We start from the raw sequence: 25,253 nt of genomic DNA on the forward strand, positions 1-25,253 counted from the left end.
GCCCACCTCATTACAAGGAGACGCGCAATGCAGCAGGATTGGTTGTGGGCCGCATACAACAAGTGGCGGCACCTTCAGTAGTGATCCCTCCGGGCGGCGGCTTCTCACGCCTGCCTACACTCAAGGGGTCTTCTCGGATTTTGGGATGAGGGAGCCTGACGTGCGCAAGGTGCTGATCGCGAATCGTGGGGAGATCGCGGTACGGGTGGCGCGGGCGTGTCGGGATGTAGGCATCGGTTCGGTGGCGGTGTACGCGGCGCCGGATCGGGATGCGGTGCATGTGCGCGTGGCGGACGAGGCATTCGCGTTGGGGGGCGAGACCGCGGCGGAGTCGTATCTGTCGGTGGAGAAGTTGTTGGCGGCCGCCCGTGCGTCGGGGGCGGATGCGGTACATCCGGGGTACGGGTTCCTCTCCGAGAACGCGGCGTTCGCTCAGGCGGTGATCGAGGCGGGGCTGGTGTGGATCGGTCCGCCGCCCTCGGCGATCGAGGCGTTGGGGGACAAGGTCTCGGCACGGCACATCGCCGCGCGCGTGGGGGCGCCGCTGGTGGCCGGCAGCAGCGAGCCGGTCTCCGGGTCCGATGAGGTAGTGGCGTTCGCGCGCGAGCACGGTTTGCCGGTGGCGATCAAGGCGGCGTTCGGCGGCGGCGGCCGGGGGCTGAAGGTGGCCCGCACGCTTGAGGAGATCCCGGAGCTGTACGACTCCGCGGTGCGCGAGGCGGTCGCGGCCTTCGGGCGCGGCGAGTGCTTCGTCGAGCGGTATCTGGAGCGACCGCGGCATGTGGAGACCCAGTGCCTGGCCGACACCCACGGCAACGTGGTGGTGGTCTCCACGCGGGACTGCTCGCTGCAGCGGCGGCATCAGAAGCTGGTGGAGGAGGCCCCGGCCCCGTTCCTCTCGGACGCGCAAGTCGAGCAGCTGTACTCGGCGTCGAAGGCGATCCTCAAGGAGGCGGGGTATGTGGGGGCGGGCACGTGCGAGTTCCTGGTGGGCCAGGACGGCACGATCTCGTTCCTGGAGGTCAACACCCGCCTGCAGGTTGAGCACCCGGTCAGTGAGCAGGTCACCGGGCTGGATCTGGTGGTCGAGCAGCTGCGCATCGCCGCCGGCGAGCCGCTGGGGTACGACGACCCGCAGGTGAGCGGGCACAGCATCGAGTTCCGCATCAACGGGGAGGATCCGGGCCGCTCCTTCCTGCCCGCCCCCGGCACGATCACCACCTGGCGCACCCCGCAGGGCCCGGGGGTGCGGGTGGACGCCGGGGTCGAGACCGGCAGCGTGGTGGGGCAGGCGTTCGACTCGCTGCTGGCCAAGCTGATCGTCACCGGCCGCGACCGCGCGCACGCCCTGGCCCGCGCCCGCCGCGCGCTGGCGGAGTTCGAGGTGGCCGGGCTGGCCACGGTGCTGCCCTTCCACCGCGCGGTGCTCGACGATCCGGCGTTCGCGCCCGCCGACCCCGCGCAGCCGTTCAGCGTGCACACCCGCTGGATCGAGACCGAGGCTCAGCTGGAGCTGCCCGCCTACGACGGGCAGATCGGTGAGGCGCCGGAAGCTCAAGAGCGCCAGAGCGTGACGGTGGAGGTCGGCGGGCGGCGTCTGGAGGTGGTCCTGCCCGCCACACTCGCCCCCGCTCCGGGCGCCGGTGCGGTGCGGCGTGCAGCCCCCAAGCGCGCAGGCGGTGGCCGGGCGGCGGTCGCGGTGACCGGGGACGCGCTGACCTCCCCGATGCAGGGCACCATCGTCAAGGTCGCCGTGACCGAGGGCCAGCAGGTCGCCGCCGGGGACCTGATCGTGGTGCTCGAGGCGATGAAGATGGAGCAGCCGCTGCTGGCGCACAAGGCCGGCACCGTGGTCTCGCTGACCGCGCAGATCGGCACCGGTGTCACCGCCGGAGCGGTCCTGTGCGAAATCAAGGACTAATCCCACACAAAACAACCCGGCCTGGGCAGAACCGCATGTGAAATCCTGCTCTGAACCGGAATACCGATAGCGGCACAGGCCGGGGCGAATTCCTATCGCCCCGGCCCGAAACTTTCACGTGCCAAATTGCCGGTAGCGGCTATTCCTCTTCCTTGTGCAGCCGGCGCGCCGCTTCCGCAATCGACCCGGACAGCGACGGATACACCGTGAACACCGCGGCGACCTGATCCACGGTCAGGTGCAGATCCACCGCCAGTGAAACCGGGTGAATCAGCTCGCTGGCGCGCGGTGAAACGATGACGCCGCCGAGAATGGTCCCGGAGCCGGGGCGTGCATAGAGCTTCACGAAACCGTCGTGGAAGCCGAGCATCTTCGCCCGCGGGTTCGTGTCCAGCGGCAGCTTGACCACGTCGAACTTCGGATCGTCGCTCTCCGCGTTGAACGTGGTGCGTCCGACCGTGGCGATCTCCGGCGCGGTGAAGATGTTCGAGGAAACCCGCTTGAGGTTGATCGGCCACACAGCTTCGCCGAGCGCGTGGTACACGGCGATGCGGCCCTGCATCGCAGCCACCGACGCGAGCGGGAGGACGCCTGTGCAGTCACCGGCTGCGTAGACGCCGGCGGCAGTGGTACGCGAGACGCGGTCCACCAGGATGTGACCGGAGGGCGTCCGCTCCACGCCTGCTGCCTCGAGGCCGAGGTCCTCGGTGTTGGGCAGCGAACCGACGGCCATAAGGCAGTGGGTGCCCTGTACCGTGCGGCCGTCTTCGAGCGTGACCGTGACGCGGTCGCCTTCGCGTACCGCAGAGGCCGCGCGGGACCGGCTCAGTACCCTCATGCCGCGACGCTGGAAGACCTCCTCGAGGACACGCGCTGCGTCCTCGTCCTCGCCGGGCAGCACCCGGTCACGCGAGGAGACCAGCGTCACCTGTGAGCCCAGTGCCTGGTACGCGCCCGCGAACTCGGCGCCGGTCACGCCCGAGCCGACCACGATCAGGTCCTCGGGCAGCTCGTCGAGGTCGTAGAGCTGAGTCCACGTCAGGATCCGCTCACCGTCAGGCCGGCCCGAGGGCAGCTCGCGAGGACGCGCGCCGGTCGCGATGATTACCGCATCGGCGGCGACCTTCTCCACGATGCCCTTACCGGCGCCATCACCGGGCGTCACCACTTCGACCGTGGCGCCGCCGTCGGCCAGCCGTCCAGCACCGTGCACGACGGTCACCCCGGCCTTCGCCAGACCCTCGGCGATGTCCTCGGACTGCTTCGCGGCTAGCGCCTTGACCCGCGCGTTGACGCGGGCCAGATCCACGCCCGTGACGCAGTGCGCCGCATCCTCGCCGATCCGGACGCCGAGCTCCGGGGCGTCCTCGAAGGTGGTCATCACGTCGGCCGTCGCGATGAGGGTCTTGGACGGGACGCAGTCGGTCAGCACCGCCGCGCCCCCGATGCCGTCGCGGTCGACGATGGTCACCTCCGCGCCGAGCCGCGCGGCCACCAGCGCCGCCTCGTAACCGCCGGGTCCGCCACCGATGATCGCAATTCGTGTCACAGGTTCAGTCTAATTGCCCCAGGTACCAGCGCTGTTGCCGTGTCCACAGGCTGCCTGGCCAGCGCCGTGAGCGGACCGGTGCGTGGATTCCGGCCGACGTCATCGCCTACGGGAACCCCGGGCAGGCCGACCGCGTGACCCAACAGCTGGCCGCCTACCTGACCGACCTGATCGCCACAAAGCGCGCCGAGCGCACCCGGAGGAGATGACCCGGCTGCGCAAGGATCCGTCACGGCTCCCGGAGGCCGTCGAGGTCGCGGTGTCACCGGAAGAGCTGCGCTGGCGTCCCACAAGCCTGATGAACGCCCTGGAGTCCCTCCCCGTCCGCCTCACCTGACGGAATAACGCAGTCCACTTCGGCGTCAGAGGAAATACGTTGGCGCCCTGTCGGAAGGCTTGGGTACCTTCGGAAGCAGTGTCTTACAAGGGCGCCGCAGTGTCTTAAGAGGGGCGCAGTCTCACAAGGGTGCGCGTCCGGGGAGCGGATAACCATGTCAACGTCAACGCCGAGTCGCTTTGGCGTGCTCCGCTACCGCAACTTCCGGTACTTACTCATCGACCGGTTCGTCGCGCCGTCGGCCTTCGCGTTCTCCGCCGTCGGCGTGTCCTTCGCTGTACTGGCCAACACCGGATCGACCGCGGACCTCTCCTACGTGCTCGCCGCGCAGATCGCCCCGAACCTGGTGTTCGGGCCGCTCGGCGGAGTGATCGCCGACCGGATACCGCCGCAGTACGTCATCGCGTTCGCGAACCTGCTGGTCGCGCTGTGCGAGGGCACGCTCGGACTGCTGGTGCTCACGCATTCGGCGCACCTTTGGCAGATGATCGCACTGGAAGCGGGCACCGGTACCGCGATCGCGATCTTCTACCCGGCCTCGCAGGGCTTGCTACCCAAACTGGTGCCGGAATCCGAGCTCCAGCAGGCCAACGCCATCAGCCGACTGGTCATGAACGCGGCGATGATGGGCGGCGCCGCGATCGCCGGATTCCTCGTCGCGGCCTCCGGCCCCGGCTGGGCCCTGATCATCGACGCGATCGGGATGGCCGCGTCGGTCGCGCCGAACCTGCTGATCCGGGTGCGCGCCATCGAGCGCGCCCACAACCCGGGCGTCTTCAGCGAGCTGCGCGAGGGCTGGGACGAGTTCCGGTCGCACACCTGGCTGTGGGGAATCGTCCTGCAGTACTCCGCGGTGCTGATGTGCTGGTACGGCTCGTTCAGCGTGCTCGGTCCCGCGGTGGCCAAGGCGCACTTGGGCGGTCCGGCCGCCTGGGGCACCATCATGGCCTTCGAATCGATCGGTCTGATCGTCGGCGGATTCATCGCGCTGCGGTACACGCCGCGCCGGCCGATGCTGTTCGTCGCCATGATCGGCGCGACGATCGCGCTGCCCTCGCTCGCCCTGGCGATGCTGTGGCCGGTGTGGCTGATCTGCGCGACCAGCTTCGGCGTTGGCATCGCGCTCGAGACGATGATGGTGCAGTGGTTCGTAGTGATGGCGCGTTACATCCCCGCGGACAAACTGGCCCGGGTCTCGGCCTACGACGCGCTCGGATCGGTCATGTCCATGCCGATCGGTGCACTGCTGGCCGGTCCGATCGCCGCGGCGATCGGCGTGTCCAACACGCAGTACGCCGCGGCCGGCGTGATCGTCGCGGTGAGCCTGCTGACGCTGCTCTCGCGTGACATCCGCACGCGGCGCAGCACCGACACACCGGTATCGGGCGCACAAGTCGCCGGGCCGGCGGAGGTCGCCGGCGGTACCGCGGCCGCGGCGGACATCGCCGTCGCCGTGAACATCGCCGACGTGCCCGTCGCATCAACGACCGCACAGAGCGGGCTATCGGCAGCCGCTATATCGTCTGATGCGTGACGACACAGGCGATTGCAGAGTCGAACGCGGACCCGTACCAGGGCGCACAGGATGCCGCTAAGGCACTGATCTCGAGGATCGGCGGCACGCCCGACGTGGCGCTGGTCCTCGGTTCGGGCTGGGTCCCGGCGGCCGACGCGCTCGGCGAGCCCGAGCACGAGTTCCCGGTCACCGAGCTGCCCGGGTTCACCATGGCCGAGGCCATCGGCCATGCCGGGCGGATCCGGTCGGTCCGCTTGGCTTCCACGGGCAAGCGGGCGCTGGTGTTCCTCGGCCGCACGCACTTCTACGAGGGCCACGGCGTCGCGCGCGTCGTGCACGGAGTGCGTACGGCCGTGGCCGCCGGATGCTCGACGGTGGTCCTCACCAACGGCTGCGGCGGGGTGAATCCGGAGTACTCGGTGGGTCAGCCGGTGCTGATCAGCGATCACATCAACATGACCGCGACCTCGCCGATCGTCGGCGCCAACTTCGTCGACCTGACGGACCTCTACTCGTCGCGGCTGCGCGCGCTGTGCAAGGAGGTCGATCCGTCGCTCGCCGAGGGCGTGTACGTCCAGCTGACCGGCCCGCACTACGAGACGCCTGCGGAGATCCGCATGGTGCGTACGCTCGGTGCTGATCTGGTGGGCATGTCGACGGCGCTTGAGGCGATCGCGGTGCGGGAGGCCGGGGCGGAGCTGTTGGGCATCTCGTTGGTGACCAACATGGCGGCGGGTATGACGGGGCAGCCGCTTAGCGCTCAGGAAGTCATCGAGACCGGTAACGCATCGGCCGCGCGTATGGGCGTGCTGCTGCGCGACGTGCTCGGTCGCCTGTAGCACCTATAGCGCCCATAGCGACAAGCAAGACGGAAAGGCTCGAAAGGAGTCGCCGTGGAACGCCTGCTCTCACTCGCCCGCGCCTGGCTTGACGAGGATCCCGACCCGGAGACCCGCGAGGAGTTGCGCGCGCTGATTGAGGAGTGCGCCGACGCCGACGAGGGTGCCTGCGACACCTGCACCCAGCTCGCGGACCGCTTCTCCGGCACGCTCCAGTTCGGTACCGCCGGGCTGCGCGGTGAGCTGGGCGCCGGGCCGAACCGGATGAACCGCGTGGTGGTCAGCCGCGCCGCAGCGGGCCTCGCGCGCTATCTGCTGGACAACGGGCACGTGGAAGAGGCCGTCGTCATCGGCTACGACGCACGGAAGAACTCCGACGTGTTCGCGCGCGACACGGCCGAGGTGCTCAGCGGTGTCGGCCTGCGGCCTCTGGTGTTGCCGAGGCCGCTGCCCACGCCGGTGCTCGCGTTCGCGATCCGGTACTTGGGCGCGTGCGCTGGCGTCATGGTGACGGCGAGTCACAATCCGCCGCGCGACAACGGGTACAAGGTCTACCTCGGCGACGGTTCGCAGATCACTCCCCCGGCGGATGAGCAGATCGCGGCGGCGATTGCGGCGGTCGGGCCGCTGGCCACGGTTCCGCGCGGCACGGAGTGGGAGACGCTGGACGACTCGATCCTCGATGCGTATCTCGATCGCGCAGTGCGTGTGCTCAGCCCGGTGGGCCCACGGGACCTGCGGGTTGTGTCGACCGCGCTGCACGGCGTCGGCGGTGCGGTACTCGCGGCTGCTTTCGAGCGCGCCGGGTTCGGTACGCCGATCGCAGTGCCTGAGCAGCAAGAGCCGGACCCGACCTTCCACACGGTGGCCTTCCCGAATCCGGAAGAGCCCGGCGCGATCGACCTCGCGCTGGCGCTGGCGCGAAAGTCCGGTGCCGACTTGGTGATCGCCAACGATCCGGATGCGGACCGTTGTGCTGTGGCGATTCCGCTCGGCGCAGCTAACGGCGCGTCAGGCCAGGACGGCTGGCGAATGCTGCGCGGCGACGAGGTCGGGGCGCTGCTTGGTGCGTACCTCGCCGAACGCGGCGGCGCGCGCACCTTCGCCACGACGATCGTTTCCTCCTCTCTGCTCGGAAAGATCGCGCAGCGGCACGGCATCGACTACCGCGAGACGCTGACCGGGTTCAAGTGGCTGACGAAGGTCGAGGACCTGTCGTACGCCTATGAGGAAGCGCTCGGATACTGCGTCGATCCGGACGGCGTGCGCGACAAGGACGGGATTAGCGCCGCGCTGCTCATCGCCGAACTGGCGGCGACGCTGAAGGCGGACGGCCGCAGCGTCGAGAGCGAACTCGAGCGGCTGGCCGCCGAGTACGGCCGGCACGCCACGGACCAGCTCTCGGTCCGGGTCGACGAGTTGGAGCAGATCGCGCGCATGATGGCCGCGCTGCGCTCCGCTCCGCCGAAGGAGCTGGCCGGCCTGGCGGTGACGCTGCTCGACGACCTGTCGCTCGGCTCGCCCGGCCTGCCGCCGACCGACGGACTGCGGCTTTCGCTCGACGGCGGCGCACGCGTGGTGGTGCGTCCTTCAGGCACCGAACCGAAGCTCAAGTGCTACATCGAAGTCGTAACGCACGGTTCGGCGGCTGACGCGGCCGCACTGCTAGACGCGCTCAAGGGTGCCCTGGCGGAACGGCTCAAGGCGACGGACTGAGGGCACGCCTGCGGCAGGAGCCCGTCGGCTTGTCAGCGGATGCTCAGCGCGACGATGAGGAACACGACGCTAGCGCTGAGCAGTGCGAACGACAGGACGGACCAGTGCACCGTGCCCGAGTCGGTCGGTGCGATCTCGACGGCGGACGCGGCCTTCTGCGCGGCTGCGGCGTCGCTTGAGGACTCAGCACTCGTCGACACGTCCACGCTCGACGACGCGGTAGCGGGCTGCGTCTCTGCCGCAGCGGCCTGCTCCGCCTCCTTGGCCTTGAACCGCGCCTGGACCGCGTACGCCTCGCGCCGCGCGTTCATCTCCTCGATCGCCTGGTCGGCGAAGGACAGCCGATCGACCGGGTCGTAGGGGCGGCGGTTGCGTGACTGCAGCATGTCGGCCGGGACTCCGCGCTTGGCCAGGCGCTGCGCCTGCGACAGATCCCTGAGACGGTGCCGCTCGGATCGGCGGCGCTCCCGCAGCGAGACCGGGATGGCCCACACGGTGAAACGGCGGCTTTCCGTGTGCGCGATGAAGGAAAGCCGGGCACTGAGATCGGTCACCGCGTCCCAGGGCAGCTCAATCGTGCGAAACGGATTGCGCACGACAAGCCGGTCATTCCACGCGAACGCCGCCGGATAGACGCCGTAAAGCCCCGCCAGGACGGCCACCAGCGCGAGGACGCTCGCGGCGACCAGGTCCTGGGTGCCGGACTCGATCAACAGGTCGATCGCGCCGAATCCGCAGAACAGCACGACCAACGCGCCGCCGATGAGCGCGGCGGGGCCGCGGTACACGGTCGGTTTTTCTGCGGTCGAGCGGGATTCGGTGGCGAGCGGAGTCATGACCCTGGATTCTGCCTCACGGGCTGGGTGCGGTCCATGTAGGGTGGCCGGTTTCAAAGCATGTCACAGCAGCATAACGGGGTGATTCCGATCGAGGGGTGATATCCGGTCGGCCGCCGGCGCGCGGATCGCACAAGTTATCCACAACCTGGACGACGGGTCCGGCGGCGCCCGCCCCCGCCGTTTACGCTGGATCGTGTGACCAGCACGACCGAAGCGGCGCAACGGCCGCACACCGATCCGGCCCGCGAACCGGGCCTGAGACCAGACGACGGACCGAGCCGTGACATAGCCGCGGCTCGGGATACCGGCGTGGACCCGGCCGGGACGCACCACGTGCCCGACCGGCTCGACCTGCGCGCGGCCACCGGCAACGAGGCGGCGCTGCGCGGCTTCCTGCACGGGCTGCCGGGGGTGGACAAGGTCGGCGCGGAAGCCCGGGTCGCTCGGCTCGGCACCCGGTCGATCAAGACCACCGCCAAGGGCTTCGCGCTGGACCTGGCGATCCGGATGATCGACCTGACCACGCTGGAGGGGGCGGACACCCCCGGGAAGGTGCGATCGCTGGCGGCGAAGGCGCGCAGGCCCGATCCGTCCGACCCGACCTGTCCCTCGGTCGCCGCGGTGTGCGTGTACCCGGACCTGGTCGAGGTGGCCAAGCACGAGCTGCGCGGCACCGCGATCAAGGTCGCCTCGGTGGCCACCGCCTTCCCCTCCGGCCGCAGCTCCCTCGAGGTCAAGCTCGCCGAGACCCGGATGGCCGTGGCGGCGGGCGCGGACGAGATCGACATGGTGATCGATCGCGGCGCCTTCCTCGCCGGACACTACGGCGCGGTCTTCGAGCAGATCGTGGCGGTGAAGGGAGCCTGCGGCGACGCGCATCTGAAGGTCATCCTGGAGACCGGCGAGCTGGTCACCTATGACAACGTGCGGCGCGCCTCGTGGCTGGCGATGCTGGCCGGGGCCGATTTCATCAAGACCTCCACCGGCAAGGTCTCCCCCGCGGCGACGCTGCCGGTGTCGCTGGTCATGCTGGAGGCGGTGCGTGACTTCCGGGCGGCGAGCGGCCGGATGGTCGGGTTCAAGCCGGCCGGCGGCATCCGCACCGCGAAGGACGCGATCAAGCATCTGGTCGCGGTCAACGAGACCTGCGGCCCGGACTGGCTCGACCCGCAGTGGTTCAGGTTCGGCGCCTCCTCGCTGCTCAACGATCTGCTGATGCAGCGTCAGAAGCAGGCCGCCGGCTATTACTCCGGGCCCAACTACGTGACGGTGGACTGACCCGATGGCACAGCGGAAATCCTCACGACTGCCCGAGAACACCGCGGCAGCGGACACGCCGAGCACGGCTTCGACCGCCTCGGCGGCGAAGCTGTTCGAGTACGCCCCGGCGCCGGAGTCGCGGGCCATCGTCAAGATCAATCCGAGCTACGACCTGTTCATCGGCGGCGAACTCGTCCCGGCCACCGGCGGCGCGCTCAAGACGGTGAATCCGGCCACCGAGGAAGTGCTCGCGGAGGTCGGGGTCGCGTCGGCGGCCGACGTGGACCGCGCGGTGGCCGCCGCGCGCACGGCCTACGACCGGGTCTGGTCGCGGATGCCCGGCTCGGAGCGGGCCAAGTACCTGTTCCGCATCGCCCGGATCGTCCAGGAGCGCTCGCGCGAGCTCGCCGTGCTGGAGTCGATCGACAACGGCAAGCCGATCCGCGAGACCAGGGACGTGGACCTGCCGCTGGTCGCCGCGCACTTCTTCCACTACGCGGGCTGGGCCGACAAGCTCTCCTACGCCGGTTACGGACCCGATCCGAAGCCGCTGGGCGTCGCGGCGCAGGTCATCCCGTGGAACTTCCCGCTGCTGATGCTGGCCTGGAAGATCGCCCCGGCGCTGGCCTGCGGGAACACCGTGGTGCTCAAGCCCGCCGAGACCACGCCGCTGACCGCGCTGGCCTTCGCGGAGATCTGCCGGCAGGCGGACCTGCCGCCCGGCGTGGTCAACATCGTGACCGGCGCGGGAGAGACCGGGGCCGCGCTGGTCGGACACCCGGACGTGGACAAGGTCGCGTTCACCGGCTCCACCGAGGTCGGCCGCGGCATCGCGCGCGCCGTCGCGGGCAGCCGGAAGAAGGTCACCCTGGAGCTGGGCGGCAAGGCGGCGAACATCGTGTTCGACGACGCGCCGATCGACCAGGCCGTCGAGGGCGTGATCGACTCGATCTTCTTCAACCAGGGGCAGGTCTGCTGCGCGGGCTCGCGGCTGCTGGTGCAGGAGTCGATCGAGCCGGAGCTGATGGACGCGCTGCGCCGCCGGATGGAGACGCTGCGGGTCGGCGATCCGCTGGACAAGAACACCGATGTCGGCGCGATCAACTCGGCGGCGCAGCTGGCGAGGATCACCGAGCTGACCGAGGCTGGCGAGGCGGAGGGCGCCGAGCGCTGGTCCCCGGCGTGTGAGCTGCCGTCCACCGGCTACTGGTTCGCGCCGACCGTGTTCACGAACGTCTCGGCCACGCACCGGATCGCCCGCGAGGAGATCTTCGGGCCGGTGCTGTCGGTGCTGACCTTCCGCACCCCTGAGGAGGCGGTGGCGAAGGCGAACAACACGCCGTACGGGCTGTCCGCAGGGATCTGGACGGAGAAGGGCTCGCGGATGCTGGCGATCGCGAAGAAGCTGCGCGCCGGGGTGGTGTGGGCGAACACGTTCAACAAGTTCGACCCCTCCTCGCCGTTCGGCGGCTACCGCGAGTCGGGTTACGGCCGCGAGGGCGGCGCACACGGTCTGGAGGCGTACCTCGATGTCTGACAAGACCGGTGCCGACAGCAAGGCGAAGACCACCGTGGCAAAGAAGGCGGCTGCGAAAACGGTGACTGCCAAGAAGACAGCCACGAAGAACCCGGCAGCGAAGAAGACGGCAGCCAAGAAAACCGCAGCGGCACAAGGCTCGCCGAGGGAGGCCAGCGTCGCAGCCGCAGTGCCTGCCGTGAGCGGCGCGGCCGCAGGCAAGGGCACCGCCAAGCGCGCCGTCACCACAGCATCCACCGAGACGAGCGCGCCGACAGCCGCCCCGCCAACATCCGCTGATGCCAGTGCGTCCAACGGCTCCACCACCACCGCTAGCGTCCCCGCCGAATCGAACGCAACTGCCGTCGAGACGCAAAGCGCCGAGCGGCCCAGCACGCGAACCCGGCTGGCCGTGCGCAAGACCTACAAGCTCTACATCGGCGGGGCCTTCCCGCGTTCGGAGAGCGGACGGAGCTACGAGGTGACCTCTGCGCAAGGCGCGTTCGTCGCGAACGCCGCCCTGGCCTCCCGCAAGGATGCCCGCGACGCGGTCAGGGCGGCCCGGTCGGCGTTCAGCGGCTGGTCCGGCGCGACCGCGTACAACCGTGGCCAGATCCTCTACCGGATCGCCGAAATGCTCGAAGGCCGACGCGAGCAGTTCGCCGACGAGGTGTCCGCTGCCGAGGGCGTCACCCGTGATTCCGCGCTCGCGCAGGCCGACGCCGCGATCGACCGCTGGGTCTGGTACGCGGGCTGGTCCGACAAGATCAGCCAGGTGCGCGGGACCGTGAACCCGGTGGCCGGACCGTACTGGAACGTCTCCTCCCCCGAGCCGACCGGCGTCGTGGCGGTGTTCGCGCCCGAGCGACCGTCGCTGTTCGGGTTGGTCTCGGTACTCGCTCCGGTGATCGTCTCCGGAAACACGGCGGTCGTCGTCGCACCCGGTCCAACGGCCCTGCCCGCGATCACGCTCGCGGAGGTGCTGGCGACCTCCGACCTGCCCGGCGGTGTGATCAACATCCTGACTGGACGGATCGCCGAGCTCGGCATGCCGCTCGCGAGCCACCTCGACGTGGATGCGCTGGATCTGTCCGGCGTGACGGATCCCGAACTGGCGACCGAGTTGGAGCGGGCTGGCGCGCAAAACCTCAAGCGGCTGCGCCGGCCGGAGCCCGAGCCGGACTGGACGGCCGATCCCGGGCTCGATCGGATCGTGTCCTTCATGGAGACCAAGACGGTCTGGCACCCCGTCGGAGTCTGACCGGCAGGGCCAGCACGGACTGGTTCGGCACGGGCCCAAGTCAGGAGCGGACACGCATGAATCCGGCGCCGTTCGGCAGGCTCTCGTGAAGCCGCCGATCGGCGCCGGACGTGTGTAGTGGACTGGACAGCCCACTCGCTATTGGCGTGCGATCCGCGAAGTGGTCAGGCACGCGATCTGAGGACCGGTCAGGTGTGCGGTCCGCCGAGCAGCGTTCCGATCAACGGCAGGTCGGAGACCGGGAGACCGTCGGCGAAGGTGTCGCTCACCGGCTGGGTCGAGACCGGGATGCCGCCGAGGCTGGTGTCCACGACGTTCGACAGCGGGTCGACGCCAGTGCCGGCAAGCGGGTAGAGCTTGAGCTGGCCGAGCCGCGACCAGTTGGGAGCCGGGGCCGCAGCGGGAACGGGCGCCATCTCGGGAGCAGAGGCAGCCTCGGGCGCAAGTGCGGCTTCCGGAACAGTGGCCGAAGCAGGCGCGAGTGCTGCGTCGGGGGCGGGAGCCGCCTCCGGTGCGGCAGCGGTCATCGGCGTGTCCTGCTTCTGCGCCTGCGCCTGCGCCTGCTGCTGCCCCTGCACTTGCACCTGCTGCGCCTGCTGGTGCGTCGCAGCTGAGGTCACCGGAATGGCGTCCGCACTGGTCGTCGTGGAGCCGAGCGCCGCAGTGTCGGCGACGTCTCCTGAGACCGGTGACGCGGCTTCGGCCGCCGTCGTCGCGGCCGAAGCCATCGGAGCCGCCGCCGCGACCGCCAAGCCCGCGCCGAGCGAGGTGAGCGCCAGGCGGCGCGCGCTGCCCGGGATTCGCCCGGCTGTCCTTGACTGACGCATCTTGAAACGTCCCTCACAGAGGTCAGAGATCCGCGCAAAACGGACTGGTACCCGAGGCAACTCGGATACCAGTCCGAAGTCACGCCGCCTCACCCTCCTGGCGGACAATAGGCCTTAAGTAGGGTTTTGCCCTAATAAGTCCTTGATCAAATCGCTACTCGGAGCGCCAGTCGCCGATCTGGAACGGGCCCTGGCGCGGCTCCGCCTCGTCCGCGCGGGCCGACGGAATCTGCTGGCCCTGACCTTGCGCCTGGCCTTGCCCGAGTCCTTGCCCGTGGGCCGGGTTCTGCGCCCCGGGCTGCGGAGTGGAGCCACCGACTCCACTCGGAGACCAGGGATTTTGCGCGGCGGCGTAGTCCTGCATCGTCGGCGGGACCGGCGGCTGCGGCTGCGGCTGCGGCTGGTGGGAACCTGTGCCGCTGGGGCTAGCGGCTTGTCCGAACGGCTGCGACTGCTGGTGCTGCTCGTAGCCGCCGGGCTGGCTCTGGCCCTGCGGCTGGCCACCCTGAACCGGCGGCAGCAGCTGCGTGCGGTCCGAACCGAACGGCTGCGGCGCTCCGGCCGCGCCGGCGCTCTGGCCCTGCCCTTGGCTCTGCTGACCGAACGCGGTCGGGCCCGACTGGCCGGGCTGCTGGCCGAAACCGGCCGGTCCGGGCTGCCCGGCCTGCTGGCCCGGCTGACCGGCACCCTGCTGCGGGGTCCAGCCGAAGCCGCCGGGGGGCGGTCCGGGCTGCGCGTACTGCTGGCCGCCCTGGCCCGCGCCGGTGCCCGCTCCCGGGCCGGCCGTCCAGCCGCCGCCGTACTGGCTGCCCTGGCCGGACGGGCGGGCCGTCTGCGGGTTGAGGATCTGCCAGGTCATCCACACGAACAGGGCCGCGACCACGACGACGACGCCCTCGCCGATCGCCATCACGAAGGTGAGGAACTTGCCCTCGCCGCCGATGCCGTCCGCCCCGAACTGGGCCAGCGCGGTCACCAATCCGAACAGCAGCGCGACGCCCATCTCCACCAGCGCGGCGAGCGTGATCAGCCGCGCCTTGGCCAGCGCCGGGGTGACGTGGTTGGCCAGGTAGACCGCGAAGGCCGCAGCCGCCGCGACGACTACGTCGAGGAAGGTGCCGACCTGGTCGTGCGCGCGATTGGCGAAGGGCTCGGAGAACCCGTTCGAGGACGGGGGCGCGAGCAGATTGATCACTGCGACAAGGAGGGTGAGCCCCGCGAACACGACGGCGGCCAACGCCGCCGGCTCGCGCAGCTTCTTCAACGTCTCAGGCATGGCAGTGCAACGCTCCCGTGTCAGTCCGCTTGTCTTCCGACTGTCTTTCGGCGCAAGACTTCCACATTACCGAGCGTGATTGAAGTGGCGGACGCCGCCTCATCCCCGTCAGGCGCGATCGGCGCATGACATCAGCCCACGAACGGGCACCCCCGTGACCGGCCGTAGCGGCCGCGGCGGCTGCCGCGCCCCGGCCACAACCCCGGTTTTCGGCTATGCGGCCTGCGATTCGACGAGCCATTCGCTGTTCTGCGACACGTACCCGGCCAGCGGGCGCAGCGCCGGGTCGTCGCGCAACTTACGCAGCGCGCGCCACAGCGCCGACTTGACCGTGCCGACCGACACGCCCATGCGCTCGGCGATCTCAGTATCCGTGTACGAGCCGTAGTACCGCAGCGACAGAGCCTCGCGGTCCCGCGCCGAAAGCCGCATCAGCGCCCGCGCCACCGCGACGCGCATCTCCACCTGCGACATCGACTCGCCGTCGTAGCCGTGCTCGGGCAGCTCGTCGGTGGGGTACTCCTCCACCCTGCGCTTGCGCCACTGCGAGATCTGGTGGTTCGTCATGGTGCGGCGCAGGTACGAGCCGACGACCGCCTTGTCCTCGATCCGGTGCCAGGCCTGATAGGTCTTGAGCAGGCCCTCCTGCAGCAGGTCCTCGGCCTCGGTGCGGTCACCCGCGACCTGGTGCGCGGTACGCAGCAGAGAAGAGCGGCGTTCCGCGACGTACGCCGCGAAATCCGCAGGTGCGTCAGATGTAGTGGCACCCGTGTGCTTGGAACCGGACGCGGACGAACCCGCGTCGAATCTCCTAGCGGGGGCCGGAAGTGTTGCCAGAGTCTGGAAGCTCATGGTGATTAGCCTGGCCCCCGCATTTCATCGTCGCGTACGCCTCGCGTCACAGAATTGCCACAGGCCTTCGCGACCCCTCCCACGCAGCCTCTTCCAGCGGGAATCGACGAAATCTGACTACGCAGGGTTACCTGCTCACCCGGCAGCGTCACAATTCGAACATATATTCACCACGGCTGATGCGCGATTGTGTGAAGGACTGCTAAAGCCGCCGGTGGTATCGACCATGGACGTGTGAGTTAGGTAAGAATGGGTAGGTGCCGAGCCTTCTCCTCGTCGAAGACGACCCGTCCATCCGGATGGCCATCGAGATCGCGCTGACCCGTCAAGGTCACCAGGTCGCGACCGCGGCCACCGGCGAGGAGGCGCTGGAGATGTGGCAGAGCCAGCGGCCGGAGCTGGTGGTCCTCGACGTGATGCTGCCCGGCATCGACGGCTTCGAGATCTGCCGCCGCATCCGCCGCACCGACCAGGTTCCGATCATCCTGCTCACTGCGCGCAGCGATGACATCGATGTCGTGGTCGGGCTTGAGTCGGGCGCGGACGACTACGTGGTCAAGCCGGTGCAGCCGCGGGTGCTGGACGCGCGCATTCGCGCGGTGCTGCGGCGGCACGGCAACGGCGTCCCGGATGCCGGGGACACGGCCGTGTTCGGCGACTTGGTGGTCGACCGCGCGGCGATGACGGTGACCCGGGCCGGCGAGCCGATCTCACTCACGCCTACCGAGCTCAAGCTGCTGGTCGAGCTGTCCCGCCGCCCCGGCCAGGCCCTCTCCAGGCAGCAGTTGCTGCGCCTGGTCTGGGATCACGACTATCTCGGCGACTCACGCCTCGTGGACGCCTGTGTGCAGCGGCTTCGCGCGAAGGTCGAAGTCGTGCCCTCCGAGCCGCAGCTGATACGAACCGTACGCGGCATCGGCTATCGCCTGGATCCGCCGAGGTGACCGCGCGGTGAGCCGAAAAACGCCGGGTCCGCCGCGCGGCGGACCCGCACCCTACCCGACCCCTCCGGCCGCGGCGGAGGTCGTCGGGCGCGATCAGCGCCGCCGCCGGTCCGGGGCGCATCGGCGCAGGCTGCGGCTCTCCGGAATCCGTCCCCGGCTGTTCATGGGCTTCGTCGCGGTCGCCGCCATCACCGCGGCGATCATCACCGGCGCGTCGTACTTCCTCATCCGGGACGCGCTGGTCTCCCGCGTGGCCACCAACGCGCACTCGCAACTGCTCGCCGACGTGGACGCGAACGGCGCGCAGCTTCAGCAGTCCAACTCCGCGCAGACCGACACCACGATCGCGGACTTCATGGCGAAGAACGGCGGCGGCGTGATCCTGCTGATCACCACGCGCGGCCCGGTCGCCAGCGACTCGCAGTTCACCAACCAGGACATCACCAAGGCGTTCCAGACCGCGGCGCACGACCAGGTCGTGCAGGAGCGCAAGATCATAGACGGCACGCCGTACGTGGTGACGGGCACTCGGATCAACCCGAACGGTCCCGAGGTCTACCTGTTCACCTCGCTGGAGTCGGAACAGGCGATCCTCACCGAGCTGATGACGATCGGCCTGGTCTCCGGCGGTCTCGCGCTGCTCGGCGCGGGCGGCGTGGCGCTGCTGGCCACCCGCAACGTGCTCGTGCCGATCCGCCGGCTCGGGCACGCGGCGCGGATGCTCGGCCAGGGCGACCTGGACGTCCGCCTAGAGGTCAAGGGCACGGACGAGATCGCGGACGTCTCGCGCACCTTCAACGAGACCGCCGAGGCGCTGGCCCGTTCGATCGCCGAACTGCGCGCGATGGACGCCGCCTCCCGCCGTTTCGTCGCGGACGTCTCGCACGAGCTGCGCACCCCGCTGACCGCGATGACCGCGGTGACCGAGGTGCTGGAGGACGTCGAGGACGCCGATCCGACCACCGTCTCCGCCGCGCACCTGATCGCGAACGAGACCAAGCGGCTGGCCCGGCTGGTCGAGGACCTCATGGAGATCTCCCGGTTCGACGCGGGCACCGCGGCGATGCGGATCGAGGACATCAACCTGCCGGAGCTGATCGAGGCGACCCTGGCCACCCGCGGCTGGACGAGCAAGGTGACGGTCGACGCGCCGCCGCTGCTGGCGACCCGGATCGACGCGCGGCGCATGGACGTGGTCGTCGCGAACCTGGTCGGCAACGCGCTCAAGCACGGCGGCGAGCCGGTGGCGCTGAGCCTGTTCGACGACGGGCAGTACGTGATCGTCCAGGTCGCCGACTCCGGTCCCGGCATTCCGGCCGACGCGCTGCCGCACATCTTCGACCGGTTCTACAAGGCGGACAAGGCGCGCGGCCGCTCCGAAGGCAGCGGCCTGGGCCTGTCGATCGCCTTCGAGAATGCCCGCATGCACGGCGGTCAGCTGTCGGCACGCAACCGCAGCGAAGGCGGAGCCGTCTTCACGCTCAGGTTCCCGAAAGAACAACAGATTGGCGTGCTCTCGGAAGCGGACGGAGCCGACGATCGCAGCTCGGGCCTGTCGGGATCGGGACCCTACGGCCGGACGCAGGGGGTGAGTGTGTGACCAGCGGGCAGGCGAGCGGCGCGGCGACCGGAATCCAGCGGGACGAGACGGGGCGGCGAGCAGTGCGGCGCAGGGCGTTGAAGCTCGGCGGGCTGCTGGCCGCGCTCGTGCTGCCCGCGGCCTCGGGCTGCGGCATCCAGCCCACCGGAATCACCAGCCTCGGCCCGGCGCCGGCGGTGTCGGGCGGCGCCGCGCAGCGGGCGCTTGCGCAGCAGGTCGGCTCCTCGCAGTACGTGCTGTTCTTCTACCAGGACGGCCGGCTGACCCCGACGTACCGCAACAGCGACAGCACGACCAACGAGGAAACCGTGCTCGGCGCGATGCTTCAGGGACCGACGAAGGAGGAGGCGGCGCAGGGCATGTCCACGGCGCTGCCGACCGGCCTGATAGCGGTGCCCCGCGCGAGCGGCCAGGCTGACGCTTACATGGTCACCCAGCCGTTGACCACCAAGGCGAAGGCGCAGTTCTTGTGCACGATGCAGTACTGGGATCAGTCGATCTCGGTGGGCATTCAGATCAAGGGCGCGGAGAAGCCGACTTGGAACGCGTGCGCAGACATGGTCGACTACTACGTTCCGATGCCTGGGGACGGCTCCGCGGTCGGGGTAGTGCCGTCGGGCTGACGAGCCACGGCCACGGTTAGAGCTAGGACCAAGACTGCGGTTACTCGCGGAACGGAGCCTGGTACCGAACGGGGGCCTGCGTCCGGTGATGCGACGCAGACCCCTGCCCGTGGCGCTTAGGCGCTTACGCGCTCAGTCGTCCTCGTCGCCGCGCAGGTCGGCGTAGCCGTTGATGATCTGGTCCGCGATGGCGTCGCGCACGTCGTGCGCCAGGAACGCGGCGTCGATCGCGTTGAGCGCGACCAGCTCCAGGTCGGAGAGGTCCCAGCCGAAGTTCTCCGCCAGCAGCCCGAATTCGCGGCTCATCGACGTGCCGCTCATCAGCCGGTTGTCGCAGCTGACGGTCACGTTGAAGTCGAGCTCGTACAGCTTCTGGACCGGGTGCTGCGCGATCGTCTCGGCGATGCCGGTCTGCAGGTTCGACGACGGGCACACCTCCAGCGCGATCCGCTTGTCCCGCACGTACGCGGCGATCCGGCCGAGCTTCGCGTCGTCCTCGGTGAACTCGATGTCCTCGATGATCCGTACCCCGTGGCCGAGCCGGTCCGCGCCGTTGAGCAGCGCCGCGGCGATGGAGGAGGGGCCGTCGGCCTCGCCGGCGTGGATGGTGAAGCGGAAGAACTGCTCACGCAGGTACTTGAACGCGTCGGCGTGCAGGTCCGGGCCGAAGCCGAGCTCGGGCCCCGCGATGTCGAAGCCGGCCACCCCGGAGTCGCGGTGCCGCACCGCCAGCTCGGCGATCTTCAGGCTGTGGCCGGGCTCGGTGTTCTGCCGCATCGCGGTCACCAGGGTGCCGACCTTGATGAAGTGGCCCGCGGCGGCGGCGCGCTCCTCGCCCTCGCGGCAGCCGGCGTTGACCGCCTCGACCACCTCGTCGAGGCTCAGGCCGTTGCGCAGGTGCTGCTCGGGGGCGTAGCGGGTCTCGGCGTAGACGACGCCGTCGGCGGCCAGGTCCTCGACGGTCTCGGCGGCGACCCGGCGCAGCGCGTCCGCGGTCTGCATGACCGCGATCGTGTGGTCGAAGGTCTCCAGGTAGCGCGGCAGCGAGCCGGAGTCGGCGGCGTCGCGGAACCAGGTGCCGAGCTTGGCGGCGTCACGGCTCGGCAGGTCAGTGTAGCCGCAGGCGTCGGCCAGTTCGATGACGGTCTGCGGCCGGAGGCCGCCGTCGAGGTGGTCGTGCAGGGCCACCTTGGGCGCCTGTCTGATCTCGTCCGTGGTGAGCGATGTCGTTTCAGTCACCCGCAGTACCCTACGCGCTTACTCGCTCGAGGATGAGCGGACGCGGGGCGAAGTCCTCAGCGCGGCCCCCGAAGTCATCGGCACCGGCGTCGTCGGCGCCGATGGTGAATGCACCGGCCAGATCGTCGAGCGCGGCCTCGAACCGCTCCGGCGTGTCGGTGTGCAGGGTCAGCAGCGGCGCGCCGGCGGTCACCGGGTCGCCGGGCTTCGCGTGCAGCTCGATACCCGCTCCGGCCTGCACCGGATCCTCCTTGCGGGTGCGGCCCGCGCCGAGCCGCCAGGCCGCGACGCCGACCGCGAGCGCGTCGAGCCGGGTCAGCGTTCCGGAGGCGGGCGCGGCCAGCACGTGCCGCTCCTTGGCCCACGGCAGCTCGGCCTCGGGATCGCCGCCCTGCGCGCGGATCATCCGCCGCCAGGCGTCCATCGCGGAGCCGTCGGCGAGCTTGTCGGCCGGGTCCACGCCGTCGATCCCGGCGGCGGCGAGCATCTCGCGGGCCAGCGCCAGGGTCAGCTCGACCACGTCGGCCGGGCCGCCGCCGGCCAGCACCTCGACCGACTCGCGCACCTCGAGGGCGTTTCCGGCGGTCAACCCGAGCGGAACCTGCATGTCGGTGAGCAGCGCCACGGTCTTCACGCCGTGGTCGGTGCCGAGCGCGACCATCGTCTCGGCGAGCTGCCGGGCCTGCTGACGGTCCTTCATGAACGCGCCGGAGCCGACCTTCACGTCGAGCACCAGCGCGCCGGTGCCCTCCGCGATCTTCTTGGACATGATCGAGGAGGCGATCAGCGGGATCGACTCGACGGTCCCGGTCACGTCGCGCAGCGCGTACAGCTTGCGGTCGGCCGGGGCGAGCTCGTCGCTCGCCGCGCAGACCACGGCGCCGACCTCGCGCAGCACGGTCAGCATCTCCTCGGTGGAGAGCCTGGCCCGCCAGCCCGGGATCGATTCCAGCTTGTCCAGCGTGCCGCCGGTGTGGCCGAGGCCGCGCCCGGACAGCTGCGGCACCGCGGCACCGCACGCGGCAACCAGCGGGGCCAGCGGCAGGGTGATCTTGTCGCCGACGCCGCCGGTGGAGTGCTTGTCCGCGGTCGGCCGGTCCAGCGCGGAGAAGTCCATCCGGATCCCGGTGCCGATCATCGCGTCGGTCCACCGGTTGATCTCGCCCCGGTCCATGCCGTTGAGCAGGATCGCCATCGCCAGCGCGGACATCTGCTCGTCGGCGACGGTCCCGTCGGTGTAGGCCCGGATCACCCAGTCGATCTGCTGGTCCGTCAGCCGCGCGCCGTCGCGCTTGGCCCGGATGACGTCGATGACGTTCATGGCGCTCTCTGTTCTCGGTGCGGTGCTTCTCGGTGCGGGCTTTTGGCTGCGGGCTGCTAGCTGCGGCTGTCGAGGTGCTCGGGACCGAAGGCCTGCGGCAGGACCTCGGACATCGGCTGCACGCCCAGGGGCGTGTCCACCAGCAGGTCCGGTCCGCCGTGCTCGTAGAGCAGTTGGCGGCAACGACCGCACGGCATCAGCGTCCTGCCCTGGCCGTCCACGCAGGCGAAGGCGACGAGGCGGCCGCCGCCGGTCAGGTGCAGCGCGGAGACCAGGCCGCACTCCGCGCACAGGGTCAGTCCGTAGGAGGCGTTCTCGACGTTGCAGCCGGTGATGATCCGGCCGTCGTCAACCTGCGCCGCCGCACCGACCGGGTACTTGGAGTACGGCGCGTACGCCTTGGTCATCGCGGCGCCGGCCTGCTCGCGCAGGGCCTGCCAGTCGATCTCGGCCATCAGATCAAAAGCCTGGTCATAGTCGCGTCATCCCTTGATGTACGGCTGGTTTTCCGCGGCCGGGGCGCGCACGATGCCGCCGAGGGACGCGACCACGAACACCGTGGCCAGATACGGCGCCATGGACAGGAACTGGCCGGGGATCGGGGTGCCGAGCGGCGCCAGCGCGTTGTTGAGGCCACCGGCGAAGCCGAACAGCAGCGCCGCTCCGAGCGCGCCGACCGGCGACCAGCGTCCGACGATCAGCGCCGCGAGGGCGATGAAGCCCTTGCCCGCGGACATGTTCGTGGTGAACGAGCCGACCTGACCGATCGTCAGCCACACCCCGCCGAGCCCGGAGATCAGGCCGGCCATGATCACGTTGCGGTACCGGGTCCCGAGCACCTTGATGCCGACCGTGTCCGCGGCCTTCGGGTGCTCGCCGACCGCGCGGGTGCGCAGGCCCCACCTGGTGCGGAACAGCGCCACCTGCACGACCGCGAGGATCACGAAGGTCAGGTAGAACAGGATGTTCTGGTCGAACAGCACGTCGCCGACCACCGGGATGGAGGCCAGGCCCGGGATGCGGATCGCCTGGAAGACCGGCGGCTGGTTGAACTCCGCGGCCTTCGGCGAGAGCAGCTTGTCGTACAGGAAGGTGGTCAGGCCGAGCGCGAACAGGTTCAGCACGACGCCGAGCACGACCTGCTCGATGTGGTACCGGTTCGCCAGCACCGCGAGCAGCGAGCCGAGCAGTCCTCCGGCGAGCGCGCCCACGATCAGGCCGATCCAGACCGACCCGGACATCGTTGCCGCCATCGCCGAGGAGAAGGCGCCGAACAGGAACTGGCCCTCGATCGCGACGTTCACCACGCCGGAGCGCTCGCAGATGATGCCGCACATCGCGCCGAGGATCAGCGGCACGGACACGATCAGCGTGTTGTCGAGAACCCCGGGCAGGCTGACACCACCGAGTTGCGCGGTCCCGGCCGAGGCCCAGACCAGGAACGCGATGATGAACGAGACGACGTAGCCGACAGTCAGCCAGCGCCGGCCGGCCAGGCCAATCGGGACGAAGGCGCGAGCCAGGCCGCAGGCGATGCACAGCACGCTGAACACGATCGCGACCGGAGCGGCCGGGAAGTGCTGCATGCCCAGCGCCCCGGCGGCGTTCGGGTTGAGCGCCATGCCCACGGCTGCCTCGGCACTGTGCTGGGTGCGCGTGCCGAGCCCGAAGGCCCACAGGGCGTACGCGCCGACGACGGCCTGCGCAAGGCCGGGGATCAGCCGGTTGCGGTCCAAGCCGCGCACGGCGGGCGCGGCGACTGGGGCGGTGGTGGCGGTCACGCCTGGCCTCCCGTGGCGACGGACGCGCGGCGGGCGCGCAGCCGGAAGATCTCCTGTACGAGTCGCGGGGCCGCGACGAAGATCACGATTACCGCCTTCACGACGTTCACGATGTCCACCGGCAGTCCGGCGTTCGCCTGCATCACCGAGGCTCCCGCGTTGAACGCGCCGAACAACAGCGCCGCCGCGACGATGCCCCACGGCCGGTTGCGGCCGAGCAGCGCCACGGTGATCGCGTCGAAGCCGAGGCCCGCGTCGATGTTGGGGCTCAGCGAGTTGTTGTTCGGGTTGGTGGTGCCCAGCGTCTGGGTGACCCCGACCAGGCCGAACAGCATGCCGGAAAAGGACATCGCGAGGATCTGGGTGCGCGCGACGTTGATGCCGGCGATCCGCGCGGCGCGCGGATTGATGCCGAGTGCGCGTACCTCGAAGCCGAGCTTGGAGCGGTGCAGCAGCCAGGCCGTGGCGAAGGTCGCGGCCAGCGCGATGACCAGGCCGACATCGGTGTTGACCGAGTCGCCGAACAGGTGCGGCAGCCGCGCGTTCGGGTCGGCCGGCTTGGAGACCGCCTGGCCGGCTTTGGTCGGGTCGTGGAAGCCGTTGGCGTTGAGCAGGTAGCCGAGCAGGTAGAACGCCACGTAGTTGAGCATGATCGTGACGATGACCTCGTGCGCGCCGCGCCAGGACTTGAGCCAGCCGACCACCGCGCCGTAGAGCATGCCGCCCAGCGCGCCGGCCAGCACCGCGGCCACCACGTGCAGCCCGATCGGCAGGTGCCAGGCGAAGCTGACGTAGGCGGCGAAGATCGCGCCGATGATCAGCTGGCCCTGGCCACCGATGTTGAACAGGCCGGCCCGGAAGGCCAGCGAGACCGCCAGGCCGCCGAAGATCAGCGGGGTGGCCATCAGCAGCGTGTTGGTGATCGGGCCGAAGAACTGCGAGGGGGTGCCGTTGACGGTCGCCGGGTCGAAGATCGCGCCCTTGAACAGCGCGCTGTAGCCGGAGGAGATGTCGTGCCAGGCCCCGGAGAAGAAATCGCCCGGCGAGGCGAAGAAGTAACTCGCCTTGTCCAGTGTGGTCGTGTCCGAGACGACCATCAGGATCGCTCCGGCGACCAGCGCGAGGGCGACCGCGAGGAAGGTCACCAGCACCGAGTTCTCCGCGTTGAACACGTTGCGGGCGGCCTGCCCCAGTCCGCCGAACGGTTCGGGGGTCGGTGTCTCCTGCTCGGTGGTCTCGGTGGTCATGAGCCTGCCCCCTCCTGACCCGCGTCCGCGGCGTCAGCCGACGGCGCGTCCGCTGCCGAAGCGCTGTCCGGCGCGGCCTGCGTTGGTGCTGTGCCCGTTGACGCGCCGTCTGCCGAGGCGCCGTCTACTGACGCGCCATCTGGTGCGGCGCCGCCCGACGGCTCGGCCTGCGACGTGGCACCGGATGACGCGCCGTCTCCGCCCGCCGTAGTGCCATCCGTGATGCCGGCCATCAGCAGGCCGATCTCCTCCCGCGAGGTGTCCGGCGACACCACGCCGACGATCTTGCCCCGGTACATCACCGCGACCTTGTCGGCCAGCCCCAGTACCTCGTCAAGCTCGGTGGACACGATGACCACCGGCCGGCCCAGATCCCGCTCGGCCACGATCCGCTTGTGGATGAACTCCTGCGCGCCGACGTCCACGCCGCGGGTCGGCTGCGAGGCGACCAGAAGTTGCAGCGGCCGGGACAGCTCGCGAGCGACGACCACCTTCTGCTGGTTGCCTCCGGAAAGGTTGCCCGCCGGCAGAGTGTGGTCGGTCGGCCGGATGTCGAACTCCTCGATCCGCGCCTTCGCGTTCTTCTCGATCTCGTCCAGGTCCAGCGAGAAGGTGCCGGCGAAGGGCTTGGTCTTGTACAGGTCCAGCACCAGGTTCTCGGCGACGGTGAAGCCCGCGACCAGCCCGTCGTGCAAGCGGTCCTCGGGGATGAAGCCGACTCCGGCGTCCAGGGTCTGCCGTGGCCCGGCTCCGACCAGCTCCTTGCCGTCCAGGGTGATCGAGCCGGCG

21 protein-coding genes are annotated in these 25,253 nt (G+C 69.9%); 10 read left to right on the forward strand and 11 right to left on the reverse strand.

What is annotated here, in order from left to right:
* Positions 1-160 precede the first annotated feature (160 nt).
* Entirely contained in the window at positions 161-1,921 is a 1,761-nt protein-coding gene (locus VFB40_RS02635) for an ATP-binding protein (RefSeq protein ID WP_349261315.1), read from the forward strand.
* A gap of 139 nt (positions 1,922-2,060) precedes the next feature.
* On the opposite strand, the gene VFB40_RS02640 is transcribed toward VFB40_RS02635, so the two are convergent.
* Complete coding sequence (locus VFB40_RS02640) at positions 2,061-3,470, reverse strand: NAD(P)H-quinone dehydrogenase (RefSeq protein ID WP_324847636.1); 1,410 nt, start codon at positions 3,468-3,470, stop codon at positions 2,061-2,063.
* Between the two features lie 521 nt (positions 3,471-3,991).
* Here VFB40_RS02640 and VFB40_RS02645 point away from each other — a divergent pair.
* From VFB40_RS02645 to VFB40_RS02655, 3 genes are read left to right on the forward strand one after another with little or no spacing between them, the layout of a single operon-like run.
* Entirely contained in the window at positions 3,992-5,341 is a 1,350-nt protein-coding gene (locus tag VFB40_RS02645) for an MFS transporter (protein ID WP_324847637.1), read from the forward strand.
* Positions 5,338-6,162 (forward strand): purine-nucleoside phosphorylase, encoded by an 825-nt coding sequence (locus VFB40_RS02650; protein WP_324847638.1) that lies wholly within the window; start codon positions 5,338-5,340, stop codon positions 6,160-6,162. Before VFB40_RS02645 ends, VFB40_RS02650 begins: the two co-directional genes overlap by 4 nt.
* A 54-nt stretch (positions 6,163-6,216) precedes the next feature.
* Complete coding sequence (locus tag VFB40_RS02655) at positions 6,217-7,878, forward strand: phospho-sugar mutase (RefSeq protein ID WP_324847639.1); 1,662 nt, start codon at positions 6,217-6,219, stop codon at positions 7,876-7,878.
* Positions 7,879-7,910: 32 nt separating this feature from the next.
* Here VFB40_RS02655 and VFB40_RS02660 read toward each other — a convergent pair whose 3' ends face one another.
* Complete coding sequence (locus tag VFB40_RS02660) at positions 7,911-8,714, reverse strand: PH domain-containing protein (protein WP_324847640.1); 804 nt, start codon at positions 8,712-8,714, stop codon at positions 7,911-7,913.
* Between the two features lie 336 nt (positions 8,715-9,050).
* Here VFB40_RS02660 and deoC point away from each other — a divergent pair, with 336 nt between their 5' ends.
* From deoC to VFB40_RS02675, 3 genes are all read left to right on the forward strand, one after another.
* A complete protein-coding gene (deoC, locus tag VFB40_RS02665) occupies positions 9,051-9,995 on the forward strand; it encodes a deoxyribose-phosphate aldolase (protein ID WP_349261316.1) in 945 nt (314 codons plus the stop codon).
* 4 nt (positions 9,996-9,999) lie between these two features.
* Positions 10,000-11,514 carry an aldehyde dehydrogenase family protein gene (locus VFB40_RS02670; protein ID WP_324847643.1) on the forward strand — a complete coding sequence of 505 codons (1,515 nt, stop codon included), beginning with the start codon at positions 10,000-10,002 and terminating at the stop codon, positions 11,512-11,514.
* Between the two features lie 385 nt (positions 11,515-11,899).
* A complete protein-coding gene (locus VFB40_RS02675) occupies positions 11,900-12,754 on the forward strand; it encodes an aldehyde dehydrogenase family protein (RefSeq protein ID WP_349261317.1) in 855 nt (284 codons plus the stop codon).
* A 188-nt stretch (positions 12,755-12,942) separates the two neighbouring features.
* Here VFB40_RS02675 and VFB40_RS02680 read toward each other — a convergent pair whose 3' ends face one another.
* The 3 genes from VFB40_RS02680 to VFB40_RS02690 all read right to left on the reverse strand — a co-directional run bounded on the left by VFB40_RS02680 (position 12,943) and on the right by VFB40_RS02690 (position 15,709).
* Complete coding sequence (locus VFB40_RS02680) at positions 12,943-13,581, reverse strand: hypothetical protein (RefSeq protein ID WP_324847645.1); 639 nt, start codon at positions 13,579-13,581, stop codon at positions 12,943-12,945.
* Between the two features lie 154 nt (positions 13,582-13,735).
* Positions 13,736-14,857, reverse strand: coding sequence for a hypothetical protein (locus VFB40_RS02685; protein WP_324847646.1), 1,122 nt, complete (start codon positions 14,855-14,857; stop codon positions 13,736-13,738).
* A 213-nt stretch (positions 14,858-15,070) separates the two neighbouring features.
* Entirely contained in the window at positions 15,071-15,709 is a 639-nt protein-coding gene (locus tag VFB40_RS02690; protein ID WP_324842365.1) for a SigE family RNA polymerase sigma factor, read from the reverse strand.
* A 257-nt stretch (positions 15,710-15,966) separates the two neighbouring features.
* Here VFB40_RS02690 and VFB40_RS02695 point away from each other — a divergent pair, with 257 nt between their 5' ends.
* The 3 genes from VFB40_RS02695 to VFB40_RS02705 are packed head-to-tail and all read left to right on the forward strand — an operon-like array spanning position 15,967 to position 18,876.
* The gene (locus tag VFB40_RS02695) at positions 15,967-16,653 is read left to right on the forward strand and encodes a response regulator transcription factor (RefSeq protein WP_324842364.1); all 687 of its coding nucleotides are present in this window, start codon (positions 15,967-15,969) and stop codon (positions 16,651-16,653) included.
* A gap of 7 nt (positions 16,654-16,660) precedes the next feature.
* On the forward strand, positions 16,661-18,253 hold the full coding sequence (locus tag VFB40_RS02700; protein ID WP_324847647.1) for an ATP-binding protein: 1,593 nt from the start codon (positions 16,661-16,663) through the stop codon (positions 18,251-18,253).
* The gene (locus VFB40_RS02705) at positions 18,250-18,876 is read left to right on the forward strand and encodes a hypothetical protein (protein WP_324847648.1); all 627 of its coding nucleotides are present in this window, start codon (positions 18,250-18,252) and stop codon (positions 18,874-18,876) included. The genes VFB40_RS02700 and VFB40_RS02705 overlap by 4 nt, the downstream gene beginning before the upstream one ends.
* 132 nt (positions 18,877-19,008) lie before the next feature.
* On the opposite strand, the gene VFB40_RS02710 is transcribed toward VFB40_RS02705, so the two are convergent.
* The 6 genes from VFB40_RS02710 to VFB40_RS02735 all read right to left on the reverse strand — a co-directional run.
* The gene (locus VFB40_RS02710) at positions 19,009-20,115 is read right to left on the reverse strand and encodes an adenosine deaminase (RefSeq protein WP_324847649.1); all 1,107 of its coding nucleotides are present in this window, start codon (positions 20,113-20,115) and stop codon (positions 19,009-19,011) included.
* A gap of 10 nt (positions 20,116-20,125) precedes the next feature.
* A complete protein-coding gene (locus tag VFB40_RS02715) occupies positions 20,126-21,436 on the reverse strand; it encodes a thymidine phosphorylase (RefSeq protein WP_324847650.1) in 1,311 nt (436 codons plus the stop codon).
* Positions 21,437-21,492: 56 nt separating this feature from the next.
* Positions 21,493-21,891: a cytidine deaminase gene (locus tag VFB40_RS02720; RefSeq protein ID WP_324847651.1), complete on the reverse strand. Its 399-nt coding sequence runs from the start codon at positions 21,889-21,891 to the stop codon at positions 21,493-21,495.
* A gap of 27 nt (positions 21,892-21,918) precedes the next feature.
* Positions 21,919-23,217, reverse strand: coding sequence for an ABC transporter permease (locus VFB40_RS02725; RefSeq protein ID WP_324847652.1), 1,299 nt, complete (start codon positions 23,215-23,217; stop codon positions 21,919-21,921).
* The gene (locus VFB40_RS02730; RefSeq protein ID WP_324847653.1) at positions 23,214-24,464 is read right to left on the reverse strand and encodes an ABC transporter permease; all 1,251 of its coding nucleotides are present in this window, start codon (positions 24,462-24,464) and stop codon (positions 23,214-23,216) included. The genes VFB40_RS02725 and VFB40_RS02730 overlap by 4 nt, the downstream gene beginning before the upstream one ends.
* Positions 24,461-25,253 (reverse strand): ATP-binding cassette domain-containing protein (locus VFB40_RS02735; RefSeq protein ID WP_324847654.1); only part of this gene is annotated, 793 nt, incomplete at its 5' end. The genes VFB40_RS02735 and VFB40_RS02730, both read right to left, overlap by 4 nt.

It is taken from the genome of Actinocrinis sp. (assembly GCF_035650855.1).
Classification (GTDB): Bacteria; Actinomycetota; Actinomycetes; order Streptomycetales; family Catenulisporaceae; genus Actinocrinis.